Raw genomic sequence first — 18,033 nt, 5'->3', positions numbered from 1 at the left:
CCAGCTCCTTGGCCCACTCTCTGATTTGCGTTTGACTAATCCCGAATGATTGAATCATTTCAAAGAAGTTGCAATCGGAGGGGTTTTTTTGACATGATAGTAAAAATTTTAATTAATTTTGCAATAGTACTAATACTATTAATAATAATCAAATAAAATGGGATCAAAAGTTAAGATACAACGAGTTGAACGAGGAAGAACCAAGTCATTCTATGTGAATTTCCCCGCTGCAGTAGCTGAGGCCGGTCAAATTGAAAAAGGTGAAGAAATGGAATGGTTTATTGAAGACAGAGACACCTACGTCTTAAAACGTTTAAACAAAAGCAAATCACTAATATCCAAATAGATAACCTAATTAAGTTGACGCGTATGCCCGTCAGGGTGCCCTTTGATCTTTCGTTCCTGTAAAATATGCAATATGGGTATGGCGTATGCAGCAGTTTTTCCCGTGCCGGTTTGGGCTATGGCCAGTACATCCTCCCCTTTTAAAACAGGCGGAATGGATTTGTATTGAATGTCGGTGGGCTTTTTGTAACCCAGCCTAGATATGCTGGTTTTGATGTCATCAGCTATACGGTATTGATCGAATTTCATAATCGTTGAATATGGTGCAAAGGTAGGAAATAGCACGAAAGTTGAAAGCATCCCCTATCCTACTTTCATAAGTAGTATGTCAATCACTGTCAGGTACGCTTGCACAGACTCAGACTGGTTTGATAAAAATCATCACCCAATCATAACAGGGTTCATGATAAAAGCCCCACCAACTTAATGACGGGGCTTCCTTAATTAAAACCTAACGGATATCAATAAAGCTACTTGATGACAAGCTTCTTTATTTCAATGTTGCTTTCGGTGTTGATCTTTACGAAATAGATACCTGCTTCCAATGAGCTTACATTTACTTCGGCCTGACCATTGAACACCTGGTTGATGACCATGCGGCCTTCAGTATCGTAGAATGAAACCGTAGCATCGCTGTTATCACCATTCAGGCTGATATTCACCATATCAGCAGCCGGATTTGGATACATGCTGATTTCAGTGGTAACCTGCTCGTTGATTGAGGTTGCACCTTCGCCAATTTTCAGGATCATCGATTGTCCCAATTCTGCAAAAGCACCACTATTTGGCATGGTATAATCAAATGTAACGGCAGTTTCAGCATCTGACTGCAATGATTGGCTGTAGATCCGGAAAGTCATGTTCTCGCCTACCTGCAGGCCGTCAACTTTTTCCGTAGTGAGGTCGTCATTGTAAGCAATCAGCAGGATGTTTCCAGCTTCACCATTGTACTGCGTAAATCCGGCACACTCACCATAACTATTAAATACTCCGACAAAATCACCTTTTTCCAGGTCACCAAAGGCTGATTTATTGATGGAGATAAAGTGCTGGCTACCGGTTGCAGTATAGGTCCATGGCGCATTTTCATAAGTTTGTTTCTGCACTTTTGCATATCCGGCTTTCGTTGGCATATTGCATTCAAATGTGGCTTCACCGGGCTGGGCCATGCTTACAAGGTATCCAACACCGGGTTCAAGGATTTCGAGTGAATAGACACCACCCAGCGGCCAGTAGAGTTGCTGCGAATTGAGATCGTAAGCAAATACAAGGTCATTTCCCAACTGTGCAAAGATTTCATTTGCATCAACTGCCTGGTCGCACAATACAGGTATATAGTTGGCTCCAGCGGTCAAAACTACAGTTTTATCTTCAGTCATATCACCAATCATGGTAAAGCATTTCGGCTCATTCATTTTTATTTTGTAACCCATTTGGGTATTCCAGTTGCCGATAAGGTTCACATTCTGTGAGGGCCAGTAATATCCGTTGTTCGAGAGCAGGATAACCAACTCTTCGCTTATACCTGAAAGTACATTTTCCAGTGCAGGGCTTTCAGGAACTTTAAAGCTTGAAACACCGCTCCAACCGTCAGATAAGCAAATCAATTGGTAATCTCCGGTAGTAGCATTTGTGCTTGCAAATTCAAGTGAATACATATTCATACCTGCAACAGACCAGGCCTGGTAATAATAAATTGTATTTGGCATCAGGTCGGTATGTGTGAATTCTGTCATCGATCCCTGATACAGAACTGTTCCATTGCTTCCAATTACACTGCCTTCAGGATATTCAGTGCCATTCATTGGCTGATCAAATAGATCAATAGTATTGAATGCAATAATTACATCGTTACCATCAGCATTGAGGTTGTATGTAAGGTTTATGTCAGAGAGTGCAACTACGGCAGATAAATCTGTAGGAGGTGCCGGTGGCAATACTGTCATTGATACCGGAACGATAGTGAGCGCTTTGTCAGGTCCACTGGAAGTTACTTCAATGTTAGCGTTGTAAGTTCCATATTCAAAACCGGTTCCATTCATAGCAACATCAACAACATTCACATTACCGGGCATACAAACACCAGATGTTGATGCACTGCCATCAACGCTTAGCCAATTGAGGGCTGACAATGAAGCACGCAGTCTAACATTATCAATCGCATAATATTGGCCAACACCAGTTGGGCCTTCAATATAATTGAATTTAACCTGGAAATTGTCGTTGGCATAAGTACTAACATTAAAGCTTTTGTGTGCAATATTTCCATAAAATGAGCCATCATCAGTCCATGATTCATAAATCATCATCCAATCTGTGCCATCGAAAACATAAACTCTTGCAGTATCTCCGGCTTGCCAGTTTGCATCAAACACCTGATCAAATTCTAAAAGTAATGTTCCTGTTGCATAGGCTGAGGCGTCAACAACAGGGCTTATCAAGTCATCGTCCATGGTTAATTCAACCGGTGCATAACCCTGGTTACCATCAGCCCAAACAAATGGAGTCCCATCAAAGCTTTTGCCCCAAATATCTGCTTTTTCAGCCCAGGTAACCTCACTTGTACCATTTGAAACCACTGTCCAGTCGCCTGGTATTCCTGAATTAAAGTTCTCGTTCAATAGTTCAGTTTCGTCATAAACCACTTGTACAGTATAATTCGCGGGGAAAGTTCCGGTATTTCCAAGGTTTAAATCAACATTGGCCACGGGAGCGGCAACAGTTACTTCTTCATCTATGGCTAAAGGATCAACATTGAAAGCCGGTGTTCCAAGCGCTTCGAGTGCAATGTCATCAATGAACCATCCGTCCTGGAAGCCCCAATCATCAGAGACCAGGCGGAACCTGAGTTGAACATTATCAAATGCGTTGTAGTCTGATAAATCAAAATATTCTTGTTTCCACCAGGTATTTTCAACTGTAGGTCCTGATGACCATTCAGCGTATGAAAGCTCGTCGAAACAAGGACCTTCGGGATTGCTGTACAAGCCCTCTTCGCGATAAAAACCTGCTCCATAGTATGTTGATTCAGGAAGTTGGTCAAATGTCTGTCCTCCATCAGTGGAGATTTCAACATAGCAATGGTCTCCGTTGCCAGCTGTTTTTGCAATATGCCAGAACGAAAGCATGATGTCGGTTTTAGCTGTAAAATCAAAATTTCCGAGTATGAATAGGCTGTTATCTGATGACACATTGTAGGCATTGTGAACCGATTGCGCCCCGCTTACCGAAAATTCTGTTGTAATGTCCCAATCCTGATTGTTGGAGGGGTCATTGCCGGTAATACCCATCCCGCTTTCAAAATCTTCATATACCGGGATGGTTAGATTTGGAAACTGGGTTATAAATCTTACCGGACCACTCCAATCACTCAGTTCATCATCTCCGCAATCAGCCTGGACATACACATCGTAAGTGGTGGCAGCTGTAAGTCCTTCGAGGGTAATCATTTGCTCGCCACCATTGAGGTCGCTTTGCAAGTATTGGTTTAAATATGAACCTGAACCCGGGGTAAACCCAACTGCGCCTACTTCGATGATCCAGTTAGTGGACATGCCACTTTCTGTCCAATGGAATAAAGCATCAACTGTGGTGATGTTATCAACAAATGTGTTGGTTGGAGGTAAACATGATGGCAGAAGGTCAACACTCACATCATCAATATACATCCCGAGGTAAGCTGAACCATTGCCGTGCTTTATTGCGATGTATTCATCAGTACCAACATATCCATTCAACCAAACATCAAATTCCTGGTAGGAAGTTGAAGTGGTAACTGAAGATAATAGAACAAAGGTGTTTTGATCGTTGGGATTGCTCATTGTTCCAATTTCCAGGTCATAATCTCCCAGAGCATTTTTGGCCCAGAAACGTATTCTTTTATCAGATAAATCGGTGAATGGCGGTAAAGCCAATATCAAGGTCGAATTCTGATCCCAGCCATTGTCCATATGGAAACAATTGAAATCACTGTGGGCATTAAAGCTTTGAACACCGTTTAAAGTCCAGCCATCGCCAGTTTGTACAATGCTCGACCAGCATAAAGGCAAATCAAAGCTTGCGTCAAAGTTCTCCATTAGCGGAGTTGTGTAATAATCGCATGGTGTAAGGAAAGTTGCAGGGCCTGTCCAGGCGCTCACATCCCCTCCCCCACAATCTGCTTGTACGTAAAAGTCGTATTCAGTAGCTGAAGTGAGTCCGGTAATTTCATGTGGGTTACTCACACCTGAAACGGTTGGGGTTCCGGTGGGTGTAAATCCGGCAGGGCCGAATTCGATATTCCAGGCAGATGCGCCATTTAAGTCTGTCCAGTTTAACCAGGCTGAACTAGTTGTGAGGTTATCGGCAAACAAGTCAGTTGGCTTAATACATGAGGGCAACTCATCTATGGTAATTTCATCCAGGTAGGCTTCCTGGTAGGAGCTAAAAGTACTTAGCTTAAATGCGACATATGAGTCGGTACCGGTGTAATCATTTAAATAAACATCATGTTCGGTAAGATAATCCCAAACCAGAAATGACTTATAGGCTGTAAATGTTGTTTCATCATTTGGGTCCGACATTGTTCCGACAACAATACTTGGATAACTGAAACCCATCATGCTAAAGTGAACCATCTTGTCGGCAAGCGATCCTGCACCCAGGTCAATCTGAGGCGAAACAAAAATAAGGGTTGCACTGATATCACTCTCATTATATAATTTCAGGCATTGTGAGCCATTTACTCCGTAGTAATTTGCTGATTCAACAGTAGCCCATGAGGATGTTGAATTAACAATGCTGGTCCAGCAGTAGGGTAGTTCAGGTATAGTAACACTTTCGAAATCTTCGGTTAACGGAGTTACAAAAGCTCCGCAAACAGTAGTAAAGCTCCATACCGGGCCATCAGTGTAACCATTGGCATTCCTTGAAACAACCTGCCAGTAATAAGTTGTGGTTTCGTCCATTGTTCCCGGATCGAATGTTCCACTAGCACCTGCTACTTCATTGTCAACAAGTTTGGTGGTAGGTGGATTATCAGTTCCGAAATAAACATCAAAAGTTTCGGTGTTTGCGCCAAAGTCCCAGGTCAAATCGTCATCCAAACCTACATACAGTCTACCATGAACAGGATCAGGATTGAGCGCCTGTGCAGGAAAACCTGCAGGGATATAGGTAACAGTAACGGTCCAGGTATTGTTATCAACCTTTACTGAATCAGTACTGCAATAATTCTTATAGTATGTTGCACCGGCGTGCAGTTCAAACATAATATCTCCACCGCCCACAACACCATTTGCGATGTCAACGGTCCTGGAATAAGATGCTGTCCCCGGAACATAGATGGATGGGCCGTTTGTCAGTGAGGCTTCACTGGTTCCACCTGGCGATACACAACGAAAATGTGAACGCTGTCTGTAAACGGCTGAATTTTCATCCGATGTCATATCGTATGATACATCAGTCTGCAGAATTATTGCATCCACGGGAATGTTCACAGTCATTTGGCCCGGACAGTTGGAGGATTGTGATCCATCGTACCAGGTAAAGTTCTTGTCGGTTTCAATGTCACCGTCGGTATAGGTTACACTGGCCGTTCCTAATTGCCCGAAAACAATGCCTGAGAAGGCAAGGGCAAACAATAATAGTAAACTTACTCTTTTCATTTTGATAAATTTAAGTGAATAGAAATTTGAATTATATTAATACTTGAATAGATTTTCTCGAAAAAGAACAGAAGAGTTTTTATACTCTTTTGGCGAAACTATAGTAAAGATAATACCTGATGGTCTCACATAAGCTTTTGAGACATGAACTATAGGTCTCATTCGATAAATTGAGACCTTGCGTGAAGTCACTAACAGTATTTATCAATTGATTTACTGTGGTTTAAGAATTTAATGAAGGGAATACTGAGAAATGGGAAAAAACTATTCAATGGGCTGGTACAAAAGGTCAAACAGACTTTTGCTCAGAAACATATTGTGAAGGGGTCAGATTAGTCATCTGTTTGAAAATCCTGTTAAAACTTGCCTTGGAGTTAAAACCGGCATCATAAGCCAGGCTAATGAGTTTTAAATGTTTGTTTGCAGGATCAGTCATTAATTGCTTGACCTCATCAACACGATACTCATTCACAAATTCGTAAAAGTTTTTTTGATGGACCTGGTTTATCACACTTGATAATTGATTCCTGGGCTGGTCTAGTTCCTGGGCCAATGCCGGTAAACTAAGTTCCGGATTGAGATAGGGCTTTTGTTTTTCCATAAAGTCGATTAACTGCTGATTCAGTTTTTTCAAACCAGGGTCAAAAGCTGTTGATTGCCCGGAGATTGTTTCATCTGATGCTTGAGATAATTTAGTTTTCCCAGATTCCTTTGATCCCCTGACCAGGCTTCTGAAATCCAATGAATGACTTTTTTCTGAGCTTAATTCCAGTTTGAAAATCTCAGGACTTTTCAATGCAGCATAGCTGATGGCATAAATGACCAACACCAGGATTAAATAGGTAACAGCAAACAGGTCAATCCCCAGTTCGATATTGAAGTACCTGAGGTGTACATCGATGATACCCATGGTCCAGGAGAGCAGGTTCAGTGAAATACCAATATAGAGAATTTTAATAATACTTTTTTGTGCCGAAGACACATAGTCTTTTATTTTAGCCTGGTACTTGCTGATCAGCAAAATAGCCAGGATAGAATAGATAATTCCCTGTAATGAAATGACTTCATGTAAAATGATCTCAAGCACCTTGTAATAAGAAGTAGGATTGTTCAATAGCTCAACTTTCTCAGCGGCAGACCTGACAAAAAAATCAATATATAGTACAATGCTCACCAAAAAAGGCGTAAAATGTAGTAAATCCGTTTTTTCAAAGGATTTATGACTTGTCAGCAAATATTTTACCTGCAAATATAGTAATGGGAAAAATAAAAAAATGAGCTGATCAAATACATAGACAAGATGAATATACTTTTGATACAAACCCTTTTCCTGCAAAGCAAAAGCCAGTAATACAATTCCCCAGCAAAGGGTTAATAGGCCGAGTAGCCTGTTGGATATTTTATTTGTTCTTATTGAAAACAAAAACACCGACAACAACAAACCCTGGAACGCTCCGGCATAAAATATAAATTGAACAAATTCACTCATAGGTTAAGCCTAAAAAATCCACAAATTTAATAATGCTGTTGAATATTGGACTACTAATTTGTAATTTTTAATAAATTCAAACCACTCTTGTCCGGTAAAAAACATAAAACTGAAAAAATATTTGTAGAGATTCCTTTCCGTCGGCTGGCGATGAGATATCTATATTTTTTAACCGGATACCAAAAATTCACACCAGCAAGCATTATTCTAAAAGCATTTTTGTCCGGTGCATGTACGCATTGAAGCCACCATTACCCATTAAGACGTCTCATCAGGTACACTGAGCCTGCTTTCGCGAACACCTGCCCTACTTTTGTTTCAATTTATTTCGAATTAATCATTAAACACACAACACAAATGAAAAAGTTTAACTTCAAAACCTTAGTTATCGGATTGCTGATTATTATCGGCTTATTCCTGATCGTATTTAAAACTTTCGGACAAGACCCAAATCATACAAGGGTTCTCAATCCCCCTACCGATCTGTTTGCAACGATAGAAGATGAAAACGATGTGAATTTATTTTGGACGGCTCCGTCCACCGGCAGTTCCACTTACCTGCACTGGGATAGTGGCGAAAATGAAGATTCATTCGGGAATTTTATTATGCCTGTTACTACGATATATGCAGCCAAGTACGACCCGGCACATATTACTGCATACGATGGCTGGGAAATTACCAAGTTCCGTTTTTGGGTTGCCAACCCCTTGCCAACCGTCAAGCTTAAAGTGCTTACAGGACCTAATGCTACAGAGGTTTACAGCCAGAATGTGGCAAGTTTCAATGTGAACAACTGGACTGAAATTACTTTAACAACTCCTTTCACCATTGATGCATCCACACAACTCTGGATAGGACTGGAAATCAACATGCCGGTTCCCGGACAGGCAATAGGGACAGATGGTGGACCAGGAATTGATGGCTATGGAAATATGTATTATCAAAATGGGATTTGGTGGCATGATTTCAGCCTGAACTGGAACCTCCAGGCATTGGTTGAAAGCGCGGACTCAAAAACCAGGGAATCACTCTTAGGTTACGATATATATCGTGATGAAGTAAAATTGAACCAGGAAACCTGGACCAGTACATCTTATGTGGACGAGAATTTGCTCAACGGCACCTATGATTATTATGTTAAAGCTGTTTACGATGATGGAGTATCAGACCCTTCGAATATGATTGAAGTACAAGTAAACCAACCTGTGATTGCTTACGCTGATTCGATGGCACTGGTGGATTTGTACAATAACTGCGATGGACCCAACTGGCTGATAAATACCTTATGGCTCGAAGGTCCGGTGAATGAATGGGCCGGCGTTGTCACTACCGGCACCAGAGTAACCCAGTTGTGGTTGCAATCAAAAGGAATAACGGGAGCTATACCTGAATCAATTGGAGATTTGACAGCCCTGAAAAATATGGTTCTCTCTTCGAATCCGATTACTTCAATTCCCGAAACCATAGGCGATTTGAGTAGCCTTGAAATGTTATGGTTAGGTTGGACAGATATTACTTCAGTGCCTGAATCGATAGGAAACCTAACTAATCTTAACGAACTTCATTTGGGTTTGATGAATAATCCACTCACAAGTTTACCGGATTCATTTTGTAACCTTGAAAGCCTTGAGTGGCTGGCCCTGGGTGGTAATGCACTGACTTCCCTTCCTTCATGTTTTGGTAATCTGTCGTCCCTGGAAACACTATTTATCTGGGAGAATATGCTCACTGAACTTCCTGAAAGTTTTGGAAACCTCCAAAGCCTGTGGCACCTGAACATGGACTATAACCCCATTACTCACTTACCCGATAATTTTGGAGACCTGGATAACCTGGAATCACTGAGAATGGAGGGTAACCTATTAACTGCACTTCCTGAATCGTTTTCCGATCTGGAAAACCTGGAGATTGTTTGGGGCAGGAATAACCAGATAGAAGCTTTGCCAGAAGCATTTGGAAATCTTGATAGTCTTATATTTATTAACCTGAGTTCCAATGTGATCACTGAATTTCCTGCATCTATTACTGATCTTGCCAGTATCAGGGAATTACTCTTCGACAACAACGAAATCGCTTACATCCCCGAGGATATTGGTAGCTTATCTACCCTTGAAGTGTTGGGATTGATTGGCAACAACATCGCAGCCGTACCTGAATCCCTGGCTACATTAGGCGCGCTTGAAATATTGGGCTTGGCACATAATTATATTTCGACACTACCTGACAGTTTTGGAAATCTTGAAGCTGACTCACTGTATCTTAACAATAACCTGATCAATGAATTACCGGCAACAATGTTCGACAATGCATTTGATATGCTGTTGTTATATGAAAACCAATTGCAATTTGGAAGTATCGAACCATTTGTTGGCCAGGTTCTCTATAATTTTGCCTACGCTCCCCAGGGTTTAATTGGAAACGATACGCTTGTTGAGGTTATCGAGGGCCAGGATATGGAATATACCCTTGAGGTTTCCGGAGAAAATAACGCTTACCAGTGGTATAGAGACAGTGTTGCCATGTCCGGGCAAAATACCAATACACTGTTGCTTGAAAATGTGAACATTGAAGACGAGGGATTTTATTACCTGGAAGTTACTAATTCGCTGGCAACAGAGCTTATCCTGACCAGCCATTTGATCGAGGTGGTTATCGGGACCTGTAATCCCTGGACATTTCAGGCGCAGAGTGCCGTTCATACCATCGCCATCCCGGCATCAGCCAATCCAAACATCGGTGGTGAACCTCTGATGGATGGCGATTGGATTGGTGTGTTTTTCCTGAATGAGGAAAGCGTAGAAACATGTGGAGGTGCAACAATGTGGAATAGTGCAGGTGTTGAAGTACTTGCTTATGGCGACAATCCCTTTGCCCCGGGAAAACAGGGCTTTGATGATGGCGAAGCATTTATCTGGAAGATGTACAGATGCGCAGATCAATTGGAAGAAACGGCAGTTGCCACCTACGATCCCGGCTATCCAAACGAGGGATACTTTGCCAACCAGGGCTCATCTGCACTGACAAGCCTTAGCAATGGCTATATACAATCATTTGATATGGTCACCGGGTGGAACAGTGCATCAAGTTATATTGTTCCGGATAATCCTGCAGTAGAAGATATCCTCTCCCCCATTGTCAACAACCTTATCCTGATGCGCAACCTTACCCAGGTTTATTGGCCGACAGAAGGCATCAACACAATAGGCAACTGGGACAATAATTCCGGGTATGCCATGAAGTTTTCAGGTGATGCTACATTTGATATAGCGGGAAGTACCATGGCTGATCAAACTATCACTGTACCTGCCGGCTGGTCGTACCTTCCCGTCCCTTCGGAATGTGATGTTGATGTGGCTGCCTTGTTTGGGCCCTGGTTGGATGATGTGGTTATCATTCAGGATTTGATCGGTACACAAGTCTTTTGGCCGGCGCTGGGCGTTTACACCCTCGAATATTTGGTTCCAGGCACAGCATACAAGATCAAAACCACTAATGAAATACAACTCACTTTCCCTGAATGTGAAAACAGGCAAACGACCTCTCCTTTGCGGACTAATACCTTAAGTTCGCCTTGGAGTGAGCTGAAAATGACGCCATCAACTGAAACTGTGCTGGTTTATAATGATGCAATCAGGAATTTCCTAAAGGGTGATATTATAGCCGCCTTTAACCAGGCCGGTGATCTTTGTGGGATGTTGGAAATTACGGGTAACAGCCAAAACAATGCTTTGATTTTGTTTGGTGACGATCCGCTCACCAGTGAAATTGAAGGCTTGCAAAATGAGGAAACCGTTCAGTTTAAATTATACAAACAGGCTACGGGCGAAACATTTGAACTTAGCGTGGAATATGACTGGAATATGGAAAACTATGATGGTTATTTCCGCAGCAATACATTGGCCGGAATACAGAAATTAAGTTTGCTGGTTTCATCTGTTGGTAACATGGATGATGCTCAACTCAACTTCTACCCCAACCCTGCCAGCAATCAGATACATATCCATTTTGGCAATGGCATACAGGGGCAGATAACTGTTGAGATTTACAATATGCAGGGAGGGCTTGTACAACACAGGCAGATATCCAACAGCAGCACTACTATCAATGTCAGAAACTTCGAAAACGGCATTTATACCGTGAAATTTTCTGCGACAAACTTTACCCGGATAGAGAAACTTGTAATTCAATAAATAATTTTAAACAGATGAAAAAGACACTTTTTTTAGTATTGGCAGTTACGATACTGCTTGTGCTTAAACAAAATGCACATGCACAAGCCGGACAATTGGATGTTTCGTTTGGTGAAGATGGGATTGTAATGTACGACCTGTCAGGAGATTTGCACGAGACAATCTGGGACATAGCAATTTTAGAAGATGCAACAAGCTTATCATGCGGAACCATAAATGTTGGAGATTGGGGAACCACTGATGGCTTTTTGTTGAAGTTAGCTGACAACGGTAGCGTCGTTGAAAGCTGGGGAAACAACGGCATGGTCACTTTCGACCTGGGAGAAGACACCTATGCTTATAAAGTGGAGATTTTACCCGATAACAAAATACTGGTATGCGGAACGGCATATGTAACGGCTTCAAATTCTGAGTTTTTTGTGGCAAAGTTCAATCCCGATGGCAGTCCGGATGTTGACTTTGGAATGAATGGATCATTTATCAGTGCACATGCAAATAACAATGACGAAGGTTACTGCATGGCCATTCAGAATGATGGTAAGATTGTGATGGGAGGAACTACAGGCTATGGTACCGGGGCCCAGATGATGTTTGTCAGAATTAATCCTGATGGAACCATTGATGACACTTTTGGTATGAACGGCTATTCGACGGTAAATTCATCTACCCAATCTGAGAACATTAAGGGGATCGACGTAATGAGTAACGGTAACATCGTTGGAGCAGGCTATTCATACCAAAGCGATCCTGTATGGGTTGAAATTGCTGCCATGGTCATGTTGCATGAAAATGGCAGTCCGGTCACCGAATTCGGTAACAATGGGATTCTTATTCCGGACTGGGTCGACAGTTTTTCTTATATGAATGATGTTGAAGTAAAAGATGATTTTATCTACATCACCGGGTGGATACAGGAAGTTGACAATGATATTTTCCTGGCTAAACTTGACGCCAACGGCATTTTCGATCCATCATTTGCTACTGATGGCCTTGCATTGTTCAACCTGAATATTATAGATAACGCATTTGACCTTTATTTTGGCAGCGACCAAAAAATTTATTTGTGTGGCAATACAGGGTCGCCCGGTGTAGGTGGTTCTAAAGAATTTCTCCTGCTACGTTACCTGCCGGATGGAAACATCGACACATCGCTGAACTCCACCGGCCATGTTGAGACTGAAATCCGCGTTGATTCCGACGCTGCCTTTTCGGTAAAACTTCAGGCTGATGGTAAAATTGTACTTGCAGGTATGTCTTCGGGTTTAACTACGACGCAAGGCAATAATATTGCACTTGTGAGGTATCTGAATGATTTTACGCCATTGTATGCTGGTTTCAGCGCCAGCGATACCATAATTTGCCAGGAAGAATATGTAATGTTTACTGACCAGTCAACTACGAATGCTGTGAGCTGGGATTGGTATTTCGAAGGTGGCAACCCCGAAACATCTGATGAGCAGAATCCAACCATTTATTATGAAATAGCAGGAGTGTTTGATGTCAGGCTGGTAATCTCTGATGGAACGAATTCCGATACTTTGCTTATGGAAGATTTTATGACAGTTAACGATTGTACCGGGATAGATGAAAATATGCAACAGCAGGTTCGCATTTTCCCAAATCCCGCAAAGAATGTGATAAGCATTGAGTTTGAAACTGCAACAGATAATACCGTAAACGTCTCAATTTTCCACGCCCAGGGCCGTATTGTAATGGAAGAAACAATCACACAGGGCAATTCAGTGCTGAATGTCTCGAATCTGCAAAAAGGTATTTACATCGTCAGATTAAGTGCACCATCTTTAAATGAAACTGTGAAGTTGGTAATAGAATAAATGGTAAATAGGTTTTAATTAGTTAAATGCCCTGCGAGAAATTGTGGGGCTTTTTTGATTTAATTATTGAATTGTTTCTTGTTAATCATTTAATTGTGGCCTTTCAATAATCCTGCCCAATTCAATCTCGAAATACCTATCACCATAATTGTTAATAATTTTGATGCCTTTATACTCAACCAACATTGTTGGCGCATCCTTGTGGTAGCCATTTTTGAAATGGATCAAATCGTAATGTTTAAAGCTGTCATCGCTTTCCATCAAACTTAAAATATTGACCGGACCAGAGGCCACCGAAGTATACAGCCAGAATGTTACCGGCTACAGTATAAATACATGGCATGAAGTTGATCTAACCACCCCCTACAGTATCGATGCTTCTACTGAATTATGGATTGCCCTGGATATTGATATGCCGGAACCCGGACCGGTTATGGGAACTGATTCAGGGCCGGGGATAGATGGCTATGGCAATATGTATAAGCTTTTCGGGAACTGGTACCATGATTTCAGCCTGAACTGGAACCTGCAGGCTTTTATTGAAACTTCAGACCTAAAAAACAGGGAAACCTTACTGGGTTACAATGTTTACCGCGATGACGTTAAAATCAACCAGGATACCTGGAGAAGTACATCCTATGTGGATGAAAACCCGTAGAATGGAACTTATGACTACCATGTTACTGCCGTTTACGATGATGGCGAATCCGATCCATCCAACACTGTTGAGGTGATTATCAATCAACCTGTGATTGTGTATGCAGATTCGATGGCACTGGTAGATATCTATAACCAGTGCAACGGCCCAAACTGGATCATTACCGACAACTGGCTGGTAGGCCCTGTAAATGAATGACATGGTGTAGTTACTACCGGTACACGTGTAACACAACTATGGCTGCAATCCAGGGGGCTAACCGGTGATATTCCTGAATCAATTGGCGATTTAACTGCCCTTATTAAATTGCATCTGGAATCAAATAATATTACCTCAATCCCGGAAACAATAGGTGATCTCACACTGCTTGAAGAGTTATGGCTTGGATGGACCCAAATACCTTCTGTTCCTGTAGCCATTGGAAATTTAGTTAACCTTAAACAAATACATTTGGGACTAATGGAACTTCCACTTGGTACGCTACCCGATTCTTTCTGTAACCTGGAAAGTTTGGAGTGGTGTGCGCTGGGCGATGCCGGACTGAATAGCCTCCCGGATAACTCCGGAAATCTTACTTCTCTCGAAACACTCTTTATCTGGGGCAATAACCTCACCGAACTTCCTGATAGTTTTACTAACCTGCAAAGCCTGTGGCACCTGAACATGGACTATAACCAGGTTACTCATTTACCGGTAAACTTCGGGGACCTTGATAACCTGGAATCACTGAGGATGGAGGAAAACCAGTTAACATTTCTCCCGGAATCGTTTTCAGACCTTGAAAACCTTGAGGTGATCTGGGGCCGCTATAACCAGCTGGAAGCGCTCCCTGATGCATTTGGAAATCTTGACAGCTTGGTATTTATGAGGCTCGACGGAAACAACATTAGTACATTACCGGCATCATTTGCAGACCTGGAATCAATTCACACACTATATCTGAGCTATAATTTACTGACATCACTTCCTGAGGATATTGACAACCTTTCAACATTGTACTTTTTTGAGGTAAGTGGAAACCAGATAAGCGAGTTGCCGGGTACTATCGGTAATTTTCCTTTGATTGAAATTTTTGGGGCAATGAATAATTTACTTACTGAAGTGCCCGAGAGCATTGGTAATCTGGGGGCCGACACCCTGGCATTAGCGGGCAACTATATAACTGAGCTTCCGGATACCATGTACGATAATGAATACGACGCACTTTGGATTGCAGGAAATAATCTTCAGTTTGGCAGCATAGAGCCATTCGTAGGTAACGTCCTTTACGATTACTGGTATGCTCCTCAGAGGTTATTCGGAAACGACAAACTTGTTGAGGTTGTCGAAGGCCAGGATTTTGAATATACACTCGAGGTATCCGGCGAAAATAACGCTTACCAGTGGTACAAAGACAGTGTTGCCATGCCCGGGCAAAATACCAATACCCTGATGTTTGAGAATGCGGGTATTGATGACGAGGGTTTTTATTACCTGGAAGTTACCAATTCGCTGGCAACAGATCTTATACTGACCAGCCATTTGATTGAGGTGGTTCTCGAGACATGTTACCCATGGACATTTCAGGTAACCAATGCCGTTCATACCATCACCATCCCAGCATCTGCCAACCCGAATATCGATGGTGAAGCATTGATGGATGGCGACTGGATAGGCGTATTTTTCCTGAATGAAGATAATGAAGAAACCTGCGGAGGTGCAACCATGTGGAACAGTGCCGGGGTGGATATCCTGGCTTACGGCGACAATCCCTTTGCTCCCGGAAAACAGGGCTTTGATACGGGTGAAGAATTTATCTGGAAGATGTACAGATGTGCTGATCAATTGGAAGAAGCGGCTGTAGCCACTTACGATCCGGGATTTCCAAACCAGGGATTCTTTGTTAACCAGGGTTCATCAGCACTTACAGGCCTCAGCAATGGGTATTTACATTCATTTGATATGGTAACCGGTTGGAACGGAGTATCGGCTTACGTTGTGCCTGCTAATCCGGTTGTGGAGTACATCCTCTCCCCCGTTGTCAACGACCTGATCATCATGCGCAACCTGACCCAGGCTTACTGGCCGGCTGAGCAAATCAATACCATTGGGAACTGGAACAATGCTTCGGGCTATGCCATGAAGTTTTCAGACAATGCAACTTCTGATATAGTAGGAAATTCAACGGCAGATCTAACCATTAATGTTCCTGCCGGTTGGTCGTACCTGCCCGTTCCTTCGGCATGTGATGTGGATGCCATTGCCCTGTTTGATGGCCACCAGGATGATATTGTTTTTGTGCAGGACTTGGTTGGCACTCAGGTTAACTGACCGGCCATGGGCATTTACTCACTGCAAACCCTGGTTCCGGGAAAAGCTTACAAAATCAAAACAAATAATGAGTTTACACTGACCTTCCCTGACTGCACCATGGAGTTTAAAGCTACATCCGCCTCAAGGCAAAGTACATTAAACACACCCTGGGGTGAAGTTAATATGACCCCTTCAAGCGAGAGCATCGTAATTTTTGCAGAAGCTTTAAAAGATTTTGAAAATGGTGATATCATATCCGCTTTCAACCAGAGCGGTGTTGTATGTGGAATGACGGAAGTTACAAATAACGTTAAAAACCATTCGCTGGTCCTTTTCGGTGACGACCTGACAACCATCGAAGCTGACGGATTTGCTGTAGGCGAATCAATAAGTTTTAAACTTTATCGCACAGGTACAGGTGAAATAATCGAATTGCATGCTGAGTACAAAACATTTATGGAGAATTCCAGTGGCCTGTATTATTCCGACAGTTATGCCGGGATTACCAACCTGACCACCGGTATAACATCGATGTCAGAGCTTTTTGGAAATAGAAGGATTGAAAAGATGAAAGATATCTATTCAATTCAAAAATAAATTCCCTCTAAAACACCCCCTCCATCGTCACCTCACATGCCACCAGTTCGGTGAAATGTTGATTGATGGCGTAACCACTATTCTTTTGGAGTTTTGGCTGATTATAGCAGGTTTAATCCCTTCGGGAATGAGTTTTATGTGAACAGGAGGCTGTCTCAAAAGTCTATTTCAGGATGTTTTCTGGCGGAGACTAACTAATCCGTGCAATAAAAACTTGCTATTCCCTATAAACAATTTTTATTCGTATGTTCGCATTTCTTTTTTGTGATTGCACTCCAATTCATCAAATTATGCCTAAAAAATTGATTCTGTTTTCCGCGCTGGCTTTGGTCGCAATTTCATGTACCGACAACGAATCCGGCTCTCTAACCCTCCTCAAAAACAGGAAAACAACGTACAGCATTATCATTCCCGAAAATGCCTCAACTGAGGAGATCAGAGCTGCGGATTTTTTGAAAGAACATTTACTGCTCATTTCCGGCTGCACTTTTCCTGTAGTTGACGCCAATGAACCGAACCCGGAAAATTGCATCTTTATCTCAAAAAGTGATGAAGTTACGACTGGTGATGGCTTTTCGATGACAACGCAGGGCAGTAATTTAGTCATAAAAGGTGGACAAAACAAAGGGTGTATCTACGGTGTTAGCGAACTCCTCGGGACATATTTCGGTGTGCGTTATTTCAGCCCTCAGTATGTCGTCATCCCTGAGGTCGGCGACATTGTTCTGCCTGCAATAAATATCAATGATTCGTCGCCAAACACTTATCGGAATGTTCATGGCAGTTTTACGAATGACCCTAATTACAAAGACTTTAATCGGCTGCACACGATCAGCGATATGTTTGCAGAGGGTTACTACGTTCACACATTTCACCGGCTCGTTCCTTGGCAGCAGTATTTCCGATCAAATCCCGAATATTTTGCCTTCATGAACGGAAAGCGAATCATTGATCAGCTTTGCCTTACTAATGAGGATGTTT

At 42.3% G+C, this 18,033-nt stretch carries 10 protein-coding genes; 6 read left to right on the top strand and 4 right to left on the bottom strand.

Annotation, left to right across the window (positions count from 1 at the left end; translation table 11 throughout):
- Positions 1-351 precede the first annotated feature (351 nt).
- From IH598_07955 to IH598_07945, 3 genes are all read right to left on the bottom strand, one after another.
- The gene (locus tag IH598_07955; protein ID MBE0638438.1) at positions 352-594 is read right to left on the bottom strand and encodes a DEAD/DEAH box helicase; all 243 of its coding nucleotides are present in this window, start codon (positions 592-594) and stop codon (positions 352-354) included.
- Positions 595-815: 221 nt separating this feature from the next.
- On the bottom strand, positions 816-5,990 hold the full coding sequence (locus IH598_07950; protein MBE0638437.1) for a T9SS type A sorting domain-containing protein: 5,175 nt from the start codon (positions 5,988-5,990) through the stop codon (positions 816-818).
- A gap of 289 nt (positions 5,991-6,279) precedes the next feature.
- Positions 6,280-7,164, bottom strand: coding sequence for an AraC family transcriptional regulator (locus IH598_07945; GenBank protein MBE0638436.1), 885 nt, complete (start codon positions 7,162-7,164; stop codon positions 6,280-6,282).
- 672 nt (positions 7,165-7,836) lie between these two features.
- Here IH598_07945 and IH598_07940 point away from each other — a divergent pair.
- Both IH598_07940 and IH598_07935 read left to right on the top strand, forming a co-directional pair.
- Positions 7,837-11,670: a T9SS type A sorting domain-containing protein gene (locus IH598_07940; GenBank protein MBE0638435.1), complete on the top strand. Its 3,834-nt coding sequence runs from the start codon at positions 7,837-7,839 to the stop codon at positions 11,668-11,670.
- Positions 11,671-11,684: 14 nt separating this feature from the next.
- Positions 11,685-13,505, top strand: a complete 1,821-nt coding sequence (locus IH598_07935) for a T9SS type A sorting domain-containing protein (protein MBE0638434.1) — start codon at positions 11,685-11,687, stop codon at positions 13,503-13,505.
- An 81-nt stretch (positions 13,506-13,586) separates the two neighbouring features.
- Here the strand turns inward: IH598_07935 and IH598_07930 are convergent, their stop codons facing one another.
- Entirely contained in the window at positions 13,587-13,766 is a 180-nt protein-coding gene (locus tag IH598_07930) for a hypothetical protein (protein ID MBE0638433.1), read from the bottom strand.
- A 13-nt stretch (positions 13,767-13,779) separates the two neighbouring features.
- On the opposite strand from IH598_07930, the gene IH598_07925 reads away from it, so the two are divergent.
- The 4 genes from IH598_07925 to IH598_07910 all read left to right on the top strand — a co-directional run.
- On the top strand, positions 13,780-14,163 hold the full coding sequence (locus tag IH598_07925) for a hypothetical protein (protein ID MBE0638432.1): 384 nt from the start codon (positions 13,780-13,782) through the stop codon (positions 14,161-14,163).
- A 306-nt stretch (positions 14,164-14,469) separates the two neighbouring features.
- A complete protein-coding gene (locus tag IH598_07920) occupies positions 14,470-16,473 on the top strand; it encodes a hypothetical protein (GenBank protein ID MBE0638431.1) in 2,004 nt (667 codons plus the stop codon).
- Positions 16,474-16,479: 6 nt separating this feature from the next.
- On the top strand, positions 16,480-17,052 hold the full coding sequence (locus tag IH598_07915) for a hypothetical protein (GenBank protein MBE0638430.1): 573 nt from the start codon (positions 16,480-16,482) through the stop codon (positions 17,050-17,052).
- A gap of 290 nt (positions 17,053-17,342) precedes the next feature.
- Positions 17,343-18,033: hypothetical protein (locus IH598_07910; protein ID MBE0638429.1), on the top strand; the 691-nt coding region annotated here is incomplete at its 3' end.

Source organism: Bacteroidales bacterium (genome assembly GCA_014860585.1).
GTDB lineage: Bacteria > Bacteroidota > Bacteroidia > Bacteroidales > 4484-276 > RZYY01.
Note: the sequence above shows the minus strand (reverse complement) of the source record. Positions and strands in the feature narration are given on the sequence as shown.